10 protein-coding genes are annotated in these 12,249 nt (G+C 41.8%); 8 read left to right on the top strand and 2 right to left on the bottom strand.

Going from position 1 to position 12,249, the window contains the following annotated elements:
- Positions 1-1,034: 1,034 nt before the first annotated feature.
- Positions 1,035-1,358 (bottom strand): HPr family phosphocarrier protein, encoded by a 324-nt coding sequence (locus V7201_RS20605; RefSeq protein ID WP_335378637.1) that lies wholly within the window; start codon positions 1,356-1,358, stop codon positions 1,035-1,037.
- Positions 1,359-1,565: 207 nt separating this feature from the next.
- On the opposite strand from V7201_RS20605, the gene iadA reads away from it, so the two are divergent.
- The 8 genes from iadA to fumC all read left to right on the top strand — a co-directional run bounded on the left by iadA (position 1,566) and on the right by fumC (position 11,531).
- A complete protein-coding gene (iadA, locus tag V7201_RS20600) occupies positions 1,566-2,741 on the top strand; it encodes a beta-aspartyl-peptidase (protein ID WP_335378636.1) in 1,176 nt (391 codons plus the stop codon).
- 128 nt (positions 2,742-2,869) lie between these two features.
- On the top strand, positions 2,870-4,153 hold the full coding sequence (locus V7201_RS20595; RefSeq protein ID WP_335378635.1) for an MFS transporter: 1,284 nt from the start codon (positions 2,870-2,872) through the stop codon (positions 4,151-4,153).
- A 233-nt stretch (positions 4,154-4,386) separates the two neighbouring features.
- Complete coding sequence (sigY, locus tag V7201_RS20590; protein WP_335378634.1) at positions 4,387-4,938, top strand: RNA polymerase sigma factor SigY; 552 nt, start codon at positions 4,387-4,389, stop codon at positions 4,936-4,938.
- A complete protein-coding gene (locus tag V7201_RS20585) occupies positions 4,904-5,251 on the top strand; it encodes a YxlC family protein (protein WP_335378633.1) in 348 nt (115 codons plus the stop codon). The genes sigY and V7201_RS20585 overlap by 35 nt, the downstream gene beginning before the upstream one ends.
- A complete protein-coding gene (locus tag V7201_RS20580) occupies positions 5,248-5,469 on the top strand; it encodes a sigma-Y antisigma factor component (RefSeq protein WP_335378632.1) in 222 nt (73 codons plus the stop codon). The genes V7201_RS20585 and V7201_RS20580 overlap by 4 nt, the downstream gene beginning before the upstream one ends.
- Before the next feature lie 474 nt (positions 5,470-5,943).
- Positions 5,944-7,701 (top strand): ABC transporter ATP-binding protein, encoded by a 1,758-nt coding sequence (locus V7201_RS20575; protein ID WP_335378631.1) that lies wholly within the window; start codon positions 5,944-5,946, stop codon positions 7,699-7,701.
- Positions 7,698-9,713 (top strand): ABC transporter ATP-binding protein, encoded by a 2,016-nt coding sequence (locus tag V7201_RS20570; protein WP_335378630.1) that lies wholly within the window; start codon positions 7,698-7,700, stop codon positions 9,711-9,713. The genes V7201_RS20575 and V7201_RS20570 overlap by 4 nt, the downstream gene beginning before the upstream one ends.
- Positions 9,714-10,151: 438 nt before the next feature.
- Positions 10,152-11,531, top strand: a complete 1,380-nt coding sequence (gene fumC, locus V7201_RS20565; protein ID WP_335378629.1) for a class II fumarate hydratase — start codon at positions 10,152-10,154, stop codon at positions 11,529-11,531.
- A 90-nt stretch (positions 11,532-11,621) separates the two neighbouring features.
- Here fumC and V7201_RS20560 read toward each other — a convergent pair whose 3' ends face one another.
- Entirely contained in the window at positions 11,622-11,825 is a 204-nt protein-coding gene (locus V7201_RS20560; RefSeq protein WP_207499032.1) for a small, acid-soluble spore protein, alpha/beta type, read from the bottom strand.
- Positions 11,826-12,249: the final 424 nt, after the last annotated feature.

Below are 12,249 nucleotides of genomic sequence, written 5' to 3'. Positions count from 1 at the left end.
GTGGAACTGGAGGCACAGGAGGCTCAGGTGGAGATGCCGGTGGAACTGGAGGTACAGGAGGCACAGGTGGAGATACCGGTGGAACTGGAGGTACTGGCGACACTGGTGGAACCGGGAATGGAAATTAAGGAAATACTAAGGATGATAAGATGATGACAGCAACTCAGGATAGATTTAGAGATTGCAGTCATGATATAGATAGTTTGCTATAAAGTTCAGGCGTGAATTCAAAAGAGAATTCACGCCTGTTTTTTTCCTGTCACCTTCAAAGGCAGGCATTTAAGAGGTCATATTAGTGATCAATTTTTCTAGTTTTTGTAATTCCAAGTAACCAAGAAACCTAATTGGTTACCTATTTTTCTTATTTTTGTCATTTAGGGGAACCAAGAGGTCAGATTTATTCGGTTTTTTACCAAATTATATTAATAATGATAACCAAGAGGCCGTATTGGTTATAAGATTTTCCTAATTTTTGTAATTTCACATATCCAAGAGATCATATTGGTGACCACATTTTCCTAATTTTTGTAATTTCGCATATCCAGGAGGACGTATTGGTGCCCTCATTTTCCTAATTTTTGTAATTCTGCAACTCTAAGAGGCCGTATTGGTTACCCTATTCCCCTAATTTTTGGAATACCGCATATCCAAGAGGGTATTTGGGTTACTTTTTTTCCTAATTTTTATAATTTCAGATATCCAAGAAGCCTTATCGATGCCTTGATTTCTAAAAAATTTTATTACAGGTGACCAAGAGGCCATATCGATGCCCTGTTGTTTGTCCAATTTTTATGCTTTCAAGCCATCAAAAGTCCTTATTGGTGTTAATTTAGAAGAAAATAAAAAAGACTGCAGGCAAACTCATTTTCATCCGAGTTTGTCTACAGTCTGACTTGCTTGTATAAATGCAGCTTTATTAACAAGATATTATAGCATTCGCATTAAAAATCCAATTACGACGATAGCACCGATTACCATTAAAATAGTTCTTACCATGAAATTTCACCTCTATATCTCTAAAATATAATTTGTTATTAAATCTGGAATGACTCAGAAGAGTCTAGCAGCTGTTTACGGTTAACCCTCAATAGAGAAGCTTCGTTTGTCAGCAATTTCGTCAATTGATCTAATTGCGGTTCTACATCTGTGCCTTCCATAATAATTTTTAAAGTTGTGTTTGGTTCAACTGTCAATAGGAAGGAAACAAGCTTTGACAAAGATGTAGCTTCCACTGCTTTTTGGCGGCTGTATAAATAAGTAGTGCCATTAAGTTTTTTAGCTGCCTGATAAATTTCCAGCATCTTTTTCATTGTGAACCTTTTTTGTACCATAACATTTGAAGACATGATCTCTTTCATATATATAAACTCCTTTATTCGCGCGTTTTTATTTTTATTAGGTTAATAGATTATTACCCCGTCCTTTAAAGTTGAAAACCTTTATTAAGCAGATTGGGCTAAGTTGGCAACAAAGCAGTCAATCAGTCAGGAATCAACTTGCAGTTTCTTCCGTCTGTATTATGATGGAATAAACACAGATTTTATTTGTAAAGAGGTGTGGATGGAATGCTGACACTTATTAAAAATGGCGAAATTTTTGCTCCTGAATACTTAGGTAAAAAGGATCTTTTAATCGTGAACAATAAAATAGGCTACATTGAAGATGAGATCCCGGTACCTGATAGGTTCGTGGATATGAAGGTGATTGAAGCGGCAGGTATGTATATCGTTCCAGGCTTCATTGATTCCCACGTACATATAATGGGAGGCGGCGGAGAAGGCAGCTATAGGACGAGGACACCTGAACTTCAATTGACGGATGCCACCCTTGCCGGCATCACAACACTTGTCGGTGTTATTGGCACAGACGGAACGACGAGGACGATGCCAAGTTTGATTGCAAAAGCTCGTGCTCTGGAAGAAGAAGGGATCACCTGTTATGTGCATACAGGTTCTTATCAGGTACCGGTCAAGACACTGACGGACAGAATTGAAGATGACCTTATCCTGATTGATAAAATTATCGGTGTTGGAGAAATCGCAATTGCGGATCATCGTTCTTCCCAGCCGACTTACGAAGAAATGGCGAAGATTGCATCTGCAGCAAGAATTGGCGGAATGCTTTCTGGTAAGGCTGGAATAGTGAATGTACATGTTGGTGACAGCTACGACCATCTTAAGGTAATTGAAGAGGTCGTTGAAAAGACAGATATCCCAATCCGCCAATTCTATCCAACCCATATCAATCGGAATCCGCATTTATTTGAAAAAGGGATTGAATATGCCAAAAAGGGCGGCTATCTAGATTTCACGACCAGCTCTATACCAAAATTTTTAGAAGAAGGCGAAGTTAAATGCAGCCTTGGTCTGAGAAAAATGCTCGAGCAGGGTGTTGATATATCGCAAATCACGTTCACATCTGATGGCCAGGCGAGTCTGCCTGATTTTAATAAAGACGGCGACTTGATAGGACTTAAGATTGGAAAAGTATCTTCCCTTTATCAAGAAGTCAAAGATGCAGTACTACAAGAAGGCATCGAGATTAGTACTGCATTACGAGTCATCACGCAAAACCCTGCAGCAATCCTTAAACTTCATCAAAAAGGGAAAATTGAAGCAGGGAAGGATGCAGATCTTGTCTTGCTTAATAAGGCAGATTTATCGATACAATCAGTCATTGCCCTGGGAAAAATGATGGTCGAGAATGGCAGTCCTGTTGTAAAAGGGACGTTTGAGGATTAAGCAACTAGGGCTAAGGTCAAAAGGATATCAGTCTTAGGATGGAGAAACAAACGGTCAAGAGATGCTTATTTTTTCCATTCATTCTCTCTATCATAGAGATAACAATTGAAAAATAAGGGGTATACGAAATGAAAAAATTTGCGGAGATTTTCCGGAACAGGAGTTTTACAAAATTATTCCTGGCCAATTTCACTTCCCAGATGGGAAGTACGATCGGGTTGACCGCGTTTATGTTTTTCCTGCTTGACCGTTTTAGCTCCCAGCCAGTTTACGCTACGATAACAGAGCTGATGTATTCCTTGCCAATGCTTGCCGTTTTCTTTTTAATTGGTGTCCTCGCAGACCGGATGGACCGGCAAAAAATTGCGGTGTACTGCGATTGGGTCAGCGCAGGATTATCCTTGTTGCTGATCGCGTCCATTTATATAGGATGGATGCCGTTCGTTTTCGGCGTCTTGTTTTTGAGAAGTGCAATACAAAAATTCTTTTTTCCAGCAGAACATGGGATGGTGCAAGGGATTCTGCAAAAGGATGACTATACGACAGCTGCGGGCTTGAACCAGTTAGTGATGAGCCTGTTCATGTTGTTTGGGAATGGCCTTGGAATTCTCGCGTATTGGTCAATTGGAATCTATGGAGCGATAATGGTGGATGCTATTTCTTTCATAGTAAGCGCACTGTTAATTCATGCTACAGCTGTTCCGAAGGAAGCTCGTCTGCCCAATGGTGCGCATAAACTAAGCGATTTGAACATTAAGCTGGTTTTTAAAGACTTCCAAAAGGGCTTCAAGTACGTTCTGGGCAGCAAATTGCTGTCTGCTTTGATTATCGGATTTTTCATTTTTGGTATCGTCAATGGCGGATTCTCCGTCATGCCGATTTTTATTCTTAAATATAAGCTTGCACCAGATACTTATGAAGAATATTCGATTGTCATCGGTTTTGTTTTTGGAATTGGTGTTCTGATCGGCAGCTTTATTGCTTCACTGCTGGCACAGAAAATGAAGCTTTACCATTTGATATCGGTTGGATTGATTGTGGCAGGAAGCTTTACCGCATTTGCTTCCCTGCCAAACAATATTGTGCTTTTCCTGGCGCTTCTGTTTGTTTCGGCGCTCGCGCTTCCGCTTATCAATATTGGAATTGGCGGGTGGCTTCCGAGCATCATTGATCCAAAGATGATGGGCAGGGTTCAGGGGCTGATCAGCCCGCTCAACATGCTGTCGCATTCCTTGACGCTTGCCGTTATTGCATACAGTTTCCCGGCTATCCTCTCAATTGAAATGCTTTATTGGATTGTTGGTGGCTGCCTCGCGATTGTCGGCGTGTTTTACATGATTGTTTTGCCAAAGCTTGCAGAAGAAAATCAAACGAGTGTAAAAGAACCTGCCATACAGCAAGGTTCATTATAGAGTTTGAAGGAAAGTCCTGTCGGGACTTTCCTTTTTGCTGAGGTAAGGTTCTTTTCTTACAAGGATATTAGTCCCTCAAAAAGATGTCGAAAAGGAAGAACGATTATTGAAAAAACAAAACTGCATAAGAAACTTTGAAAATGTTTTGAACGATTCGTTACATTGAACGTCTAATAAGCAGATAATCTTTTAGAGAGAGAATTTTCGGGGTGCGGGAAAGAGAGGCTTGCTTGATGGATGAGAATGAGATAATCAGTTTTGCTAAAAAGGGAGACCACCGTGCCTTTGCCATCCTTTTCCGGGAACATTACCCCCTGCTGGTAAAATATCTGATGAAAATTACGATGAATCCTGACCTCGCAGAAGAGTTTGCACAGGGAACGATGGCCAAATGTGTGGAAAAGATTCATTTATTCAATGGGAAATCAAAGTTTTCATCATGGCTGATCAGCATAGCGACAAATCTATATATTGATCAGAATCGCAAGAAAAAGCGGGAGAGAGAATGGAATGAAGGGGAATCTGCGACTCGTAAGCTGCAGTGGTACATGGAATCCAGAAATGAGGAATGGACGGATGCTCTGGCTGCCCTAGCAAAGCTAACGGAGGAAATGAGAATTCCTCTGATTTTAAAACATTATTATGGTTATTCTTATGATGAAATTGGAGAAATTCTGAATATCGCTGCAGGTACTGCGAAGTCAAGAGTCCATCATGGGCTTTTAGCAGTAAGGAAGGAGCTGAAATTAGATGACAGATCGAAACAGGATCTCGCCAAACGATGATCGATTGGACAATGAATTATTTGAAACCATCAGCCAACTCAACGAAGGACTTGAAAAATTGGATTCTCTGGATATCTATAGCCCCGGAGAACCATGGTTTGAAAAAATGGTACTCAGTCAGCAGGAACAAATTCAGAAAAAGTACCGCCGAGAATTAGGCTGGTTTATTCTAAGTGCTATGTTGATCCTGAGCGCGGTAGTTTTTACCTTGGTGGAAATTCCTCAGCTGTTCTTAATTCTTCAGGTGGCTGCAGTAGCAGTGACGGTAATATACAGTTATAAAGGAGCCCAGAAGCAGGTGGATGGCAGATGAATGGCGATTTGACACAAACAGAGACTGTTTTAATGCTTATTTTTGTTCCTGCCATTCTGCTGTCTCAAAGTATTTTTCTTTTTACAAATGCCCGCAAGCACGGCCATAATTATTGGCTATGGGGAATTCTTGGATTAATCCAGGCTCCCGTTCCACTGCTCGTTTATTTGATCTTTGCCCGAAAAATTCTTCGGAGAGACCCTGATGAACTTAAATGATGAGCTAAAATTTAGAAAAATTAGAATTGACATGACTGCTTGTATGGTGATACCCTTACAAAAGGGAATGGAAAATTAATCTAAATAGGAGGGTTACTGTTATGAACATTGTCAAAATTGCAAGATACGAAAAACTTAATAAACGTAACCTGTCCTTTAAACGATACTGAGTTTTTAACTGTTTTTGCTCTGTTCATTCAAAGGCACCGGTTGCGTATTTCACGTGACGTGTGCCTTTTTCTGTCTTTATCAAATGATTCAAGACATATCGCATGCCGCGGTATGTCTTTTTTTGTTCTTAAGATCCCAGATCTTAAAGAGAGGCAGAGAATGAACTTAACTCTTTATCCAGACCCTTGATAATTTGATCCGAGGAGGAAAAAAGATGGTATGTGTAAATGTGAAAAAATTAGTAAATGGTGAAAAGCTGAAAAGCGGTTAGTGTAGATTATGAAATAGAAAGGGAGTGTTGGAATGTTATCGGTTTTATCGAAGTTAAGCTGGTTTTTTAAAGAAAACTGGAAGCGTTACAGCGTTGCGATCTCCTTATTGATTTTTGCCGGAGTACTGGATGTACTTCCGCCAAAGATTGTGGGAATGGCAATCGATTCAATTCAGCTCGGAACGATGACTCAAACGGTCATCTTGAAATATCTAGGCGGACTTTTGCTTGTTACGGTCATATCCTATCTGATCACTTATGTATGGATGTACCAGTTATTTGGCGGGGCATTCCTGATTGAACGGAAACTCAGGAGCCGCTTTATGAAGCATCTTTTAAAGATGACTCCGGCATTTTTTGAAAAGAACAGGACCGGTGACTTGATGGCCAGGGCGACAAATGATTTGAAGGCAATATCAGTCACAGCCGGTTTTGGAATTCTGACGATAGTGGATTCAACCTTTTTCATGCTGACAATCCTATTCATGATGGGATTTTTCATCAGCTGGGAGCTCACGCTTGTTTCGATTATCCCACTGCCGATTATGGCAGTTATGATCAACATTTATGGAAAAAAGATTCACGCGAAATTCACTGCTGCCCAGGATGCTTTTGGGGAGTTGAATGACAGGGTGCTTGAATCGGTTTCAGGAGTGCGAGTCATTCGTGCTTATGTACAGGAAAAGGCAGATGAAGGCCGGTTCCATGAACTGACTGAGGATGTATACAGCAAGAATATCGAGGTAGCAAAAATTGACTCCTTGTTCGAGCCGACGATTAAGATTCTTGTTGGTTTAAGCTATTTGATCGGCTTAGGATATGGCGCTTATTTAGTATTCCAGCAGAAACTGACATTGGGTGAGCTAGTCAGCTTTAACGTTTATCTCGGGATGCTAATATGGCCAATGTTCGCAATCGGAGAGCTTATAAACGTCATGCAGCGCGGCAATGCTTCATTGGACCGCCTGAACGAAACTTTGGCTTATAAAGAGGATGTTGCCGATCCAGTAAAGCCTGTTGAAGGCAACGAGCCTGAATACATTCAGATGTCAGAACTGACCTTTAAGTATCCTTCATCAAAGGTCAAAAACCTCGATAATATAAAACTGCATTTAAATCGCGGCGAAACGCTCGGGATTGTCGGCAAGACAGGAAGCGGGAAGACCACTTTAATCAAACAGCTGCTAAGGGAGTACCCTGAGGGCAGCGGAAATCTCTTCGTTTCTGGAGTGCCAATCCAGGAACATAGCCTGAGGCAGACACGCAGCTGGATGGGATATGTTCCCCAAGAGAACATTCTTTTCTCAAGGACGGTAAAAGAGAATATCCTGTTCGGCAACCCATTAGCGACAGATAAGGAGCTCCAGGAAATTATTGATCTTGCAGCTTTCCGTAAGGACTTGGAGCTGCTGCCCGAAGGTCTCGAGACATTAGTTGGCGAGAAAGGGGTCGCACTGTCGGGCGGGCAAAAGCAGCGGATTTCGATTGCCCGCGCATTGATCAAGGATCCTGAAATACTGATTCTTGATGACTCACTGTCAGCGGTCGATGCAAAGACCGAGAAAAAAATCATTGATAATATTCGCAGGGAACGGAACGCAAAAACTACCATCATTACAACACACAGAATGTCTGCAGTTGAGCATGCTGATCATATCGTCGTCCTAGAAGACGGAAAGATCGTCGAGCAAGGCACCCATCAAGAATTAATGACTCTGAACGGCTGGTACAGCGAGCAGTATATCAGGCAGCAGGCAGAAGCAGTCGAAGAGGAGGTGCACTCCATATGAGTACTGGAAAAAGATTGTTTCAATATGCTTTAAATTATAAAAAAATCATCATCATTGCCTTGGCGATGCTTACGGTCGCGGTTGTCGCAGATCTGGCAGGTCCGTTTATCGCCAAGAAGCTGATTGATGATCATATATTGGGAATTGAATCGGTATGGTATGAAACCGAACCTGGAACGGAATCGGTTGAATATAAAGGCAGCTATTACTCAAAGGACGGGTTAGCTGAAGGTGATGATCAGCCTGATAAAGGAGCAAGGATTTTGCAGGTTGGCCGAAAATTCGTGTTCGTAAACGGACAGATTGAATTCGATGGGAAACGCAGCTATGAAAATGGGGTATTAACCATTAATAAAGGCTCCCAGGCTGCCCAATATGAAGCTGAGGTGCTTTCTGGAGATGATTTGCTTGATTTTTACAAACCGGAAATTCCAAACATCCTTAAGCTTCTTGCATTTTACTTTGGGTTACTGGTGATTGCTTCAATCTTCCAGTATGGTCAGAAATTTTTCTTGCAAAAATCAGCGAATCGAATTATTCAGAAGCTGCGCGAGGATGTGTTCAGGCAAATCCAGCGGCTTCCAATCCAGTATTTCGATAACCTTCCGGCGGGGAAGGTTGTTGCCCGTATTACAAATGACACAGAGGCAATCCGTGAATTATATGTAACCGTACTATCGACATTCTTTACTAGTTTGATCTATATTACTGGTATTTATATTGCTCTATTTATTTTAAATGCGAAGCTTGCGGCCATTTGTTTGCTGTTATTGCCAATCTTGTTTATCTGGGCGAAGCTTTACCGCAAATACGCATCTAAATACAACCATGTCATTCGTTCGCGTGTCAGTGACATAAATGGCATGATCAACGAATCAATCCAGGGTATGAGCATTATCCAGGCATTCAGCAGGGAAAAGGAAACACAGCAGGAATTTGAAACGCTTAATAAAGAGCATTTCACATTCCAAAATAAATTATTGAATCTTAATTCAACGACTTCGCATAACCTGGTCCAGGTGTTGAGGAACCTTGTATTTGTAGCCTTCATCTGGTATTTTGGGGCGCAGGCACTTCAGCCGTCATCGGTGATTTCCTTAGGGGTACTTTACGCATTTGTTGATTATATCAACCGCTTATTTAATCCAATACAGGGAATCGTCAATCAGCTTGCAAACCTGGAACAGGCACTTGTTGCTGGAGAGCGGGTATTTAATCTTATGGATGAGGTTGGAATCGACGTTTCTGAGAAGGATATTCCTCGCTACAAAGGGAACGTCACTTTTGATCATGTTTCCTTCGGATATAAAGAAGGAGAATATGTCCTCAAGGATTTATGCTTTGAAGCGAAACAAGGTGAGACGGTTGCATTAGTCGGCCATACGGGCTCAGGTAAAAGCTCTATCATGAATCTGCTATTCAGGTTTTATGATCCACAAGAAGGCAAAATTCTCATCGATGGGATGGATATTGCCGAGATGCCGAGACAGACGCTGCGTAAGCATATGGGGATTGTCCTCCAAGATCCTTTTTTGTTCACAGGTACGATTGCCTCCAATGTAAGCCTTGATCATCCTGACATTTCAAGGGAAACTGTCGAGAAGGCACTTGCAAGCGTTGGAGCTGACCGGGTGCTGAAGAATCTCGAAAAGGGCCTTGATGAGCCAGTGATCGAAAAGGGGAGCACATTATCAAGCGGACAGCGGCAGCTTGTTTCTTTTGCAAGGGCACTTGCGTTCGATCCAGCCATATTGATTCTCGATGAAGCGACGTCCAGTATCGACACTGAAACAGAAACGATTATCCAGGAAGCCATGGATATCCTTAAAGAAGGAAGAACCACCTTTATCATTGCCCACAGGCTATCCACTATCCGGAATGCTGACCAGATTCTCGTTCTCGACCGCGGCCGAATCGTGGAAAAGGGCAATCATGACCAGCTGATGGAACTGAAAGGAAAGTACTATCAAATGTATCAGCTTCAGCTTGGAAACAAGGTGAAGGCAGGATAATGAAATTGACGCACCCACTTGGTTGGGTGCGGCGTTTTTCGTTAATCAGCTGTAGATATCTAGTGTAATGGAACCCCCTCCATATTCACATCATTGTCACAAAAAGTTACGAATTCTCTTTCAGGATTCCTGTGATCATGTGGTAATTTAAAAATAAACGAACAATATCAATCATGGGGGTATAAACATGGAGGACCTAACGGTAACATTAAGCATCGCAAGCATCATGATCCTGGGCTATTATATTGGTTATGCAATTTACCATAAGGCATAACGATCAGCGAAAAGAGAAATAATGAAAGGCGGAAGCAGTTTACATACTGCTTCCGCTTTTTTGATGCACTTTTCTGGGAAAAGAACGGAAAAAACGTTATCCTAAAGGCGAAAATGTTTTAAAAGTTTTGATAAGTATAATAATGAGGTTGAGGAGGGATCGTTTTGTCAGATTATCGTATTGAAAAAGACACAATTGGTGAAATCGAAGTACCATCAGATAAATATTGGGGAGCACAGACCCAGAGGAGCAAGCAGAATTTTAAGATTGGTACCGAAAAAATGCCGCTTGAGGTCATCTATGCTTTTGCGGAAGTCAAAAAGGCTGCTGCGAGAGTGAACGCAAATGCAGGCAAGCTGCCTCAGGCAAAAGGAAAGGCAATCGAGGCTGCTTGTGACGAAATCCTTGAAGGCAAATTTGACGCTCATTTTCCGCTTGTTGTCTGGCAGACAGGCAGCGGAACTCAATCAAATATGAATGTTAATGAAGTGGTCGCTAGAAGAGCAAATGAATTGCTCGAACAATCGAATTCAGACGAAAAGGTTCATCCTAATGATGATGTGAATATGTCGCAGAGCTCGAATGATACATTCCCAACGGCAATGCATATTGCCGCTGTAAAAGAAGTGTCAGGTGCAGTCCTGCCGTCGCTTGAATTATTTAGAAATACACTCAGGAAAAAAGAACAAGATTTTAATGATGTGATCAAAATAGGCAGGACACATTTGCAGGATGCAACTCCATTGACTTTGGGGCAGGAGATCAGTGGTTGGCGAGCGATGCTTGACAAGAATGAACGCATGATTTCTGAGGGGCTGAAGTATGTCCGTGATTTAGCAATTGGCGGAACAGCTGTAGGGACAGGAATCAATGCTTCAAAGGATTTTGGGATCCAAATGGCAAAGCAGCTTTCTGAACAAACGAATGAGACATTCCATTCTGCACCAAATAAGTTCCAGGCATTGACATCACACGACGAACTCGTATTTTTGCATGGAGCTCTTAAAGCATTGGCAGCAGATTTAATGAAAATTGCAAACGATGTCAGGTGGCTTGCAAGCGGGCCAAGGAGCGGAATTGGAGAACTATCCATTCCTGCAAACGAACCGGGAAGCTCCATTATGCCAGGAAAAGTCAACCCTACTCAGAGTGAAGCCCTTACAATGGTAGCGACACAGGTGTTTGGCAACGATGCCACGATTGGTTTTGCGGCGAGCCAGGGCAATTTTGAGTTGAATGTATTTAAACCGGTCATCATTTATAACTTTCTTCAAAGTGCCAGGCTGTTAGCAGATGGAATGAGGTCGTTCAATGACAACTGTGCAGAAGGAATCGAAGCGAATCTTGAAGTGATTGCAGGGCATGTGGAACGGTCACTGATGCTTGTTACAGCATTGAATCCGCATATTGGCTATGAAAAAGCAGCACAGATTGCCAAGCAAGCCTTTAAGGAAAATTCGACTTTGAAAGAAGCAGCTATAAAAAGCGGTTATTTGTCATCAGAGGAATACGATGAATGGGTCAAGCCAGATAAAATGATATAACAGTTTGGATGATAAATCCCAGGAAACAAATTAAGAGGCCCCCTTTATGAAAGGGGGCCAAAGCCATTCTATTTTATTGTTTACTGCAATTTAGCGTTGGAAACCGCCAAGTTGTTGCTCAGCCATTTGCACAAGGCGCTTAGTGATTTCTCCACCAACTGAACCGTTAGCGCGTGAAGTAGTTTCTCCACCAAGCTGTACGCCAAATTCTGTTGCGATTTCGTACTTCATTTGATCAAGAGCTTGTTGAACACCAGGAACGACTAATTGATTAGAGTTGTTGCTTCTAGCCATTATTGTTTCCTCCTTCGTGTTTTTCAAAGTTGTATTTTGGGTTAGTTTGGAATTGAACCAATCATGGCTGCTGCCATGCCGCCTGGTTTAACCCATATTAGGGAGAATGGCTGGGTTAGCCGGGATTGCACCGGCCCGCACGATTTGCTGCCTTCTAAGGCTTAACCCAATGTTCAGTTACCTGGTGTTAAAAGTTTCAGTTGCTGCTTGTGTTGCTGCGTTGTTTTGGTTGCTGTTTTATTAATAACTAGTATGTTTTGTTTGAAAAAGTTTATTCGCATCTAATATCAGGTAATTAATTCCAATAATTTATCGGCGGATAATTAACTTTTAGGCTCTGTTAAAGCCTAATGTTGTTTTTGACCCCTGTTGATTGTAGTGGAAGGAGCGCAGACTCCTCCGAAAATGCTAACGCATTTCCATC

This window comes from Bacillus sp. JJ1122 (assembly GCF_036964885.1).
Classification (GTDB): domain Bacteria; phylum Bacillota; class Bacilli; order Bacillales; family Cytobacillaceae; genus Mesobacillus.
This window is presented reverse-complemented; position numbering and strand designations above follow the sequence as displayed.

Bases quoted from the DNA above. Each gene is read 5' to 3' on its own strand.
- V7201_RS20605 (WP_335378637.1), bottom strand. From the start codon at position 1,358: ATGAAAGAGATCATGTCTTCAAATGTTATGGTACAAAAAAGGTTCACA.
- V7201_RS20570 (WP_335378630.1), top strand. From the start codon at position 7,698: ATGAGTACTGGAAAAAGATTGTTTCAATATGCTTTAAATTATAAAAAA.
- V7201_RS20580 (WP_335378632.1), top strand. From the start codon at position 5,248: ATGAATGGCGATTTGACACAAACAGAGACTGTTTTAATGCTTATTTTT.
- V7201_RS20585 (WP_335378633.1), top strand. From the start codon at position 4,904: ATGACAGATCGAAACAGGATCTCGCCAAACGATGATCGATTGGACAAT.
- sigY (WP_335378634.1), top strand. From the start codon at position 4,387: ATGGATGAGAATGAGATAATCAGTTTTGCTAAAAAGGGAGACCACCGT.
- V7201_RS20595 (WP_335378635.1), top strand. From the start codon at position 2,870: ATGAAAAAATTTGCGGAGATTTTCCGGAACAGGAGTTTTACAAAATTA.
- V7201_RS20560 (WP_207499032.1), bottom strand. From the start codon at position 11,825: ATGGCTAGAAGCAACAACTCTAATCAATTAGTCGTTCCTGGTGTTCAA.
- V7201_RS20575 (WP_335378631.1), top strand. From the start codon at position 5,944: ATGTTATCGGTTTTATCGAAGTTAAGCTGGTTTTTTAAAGAAAACTGG.
- iadA (WP_335378636.1), top strand. From the start codon at position 1,566: ATGCTGACACTTATTAAAAATGGCGAAATTTTTGCTCCTGAATACTTA.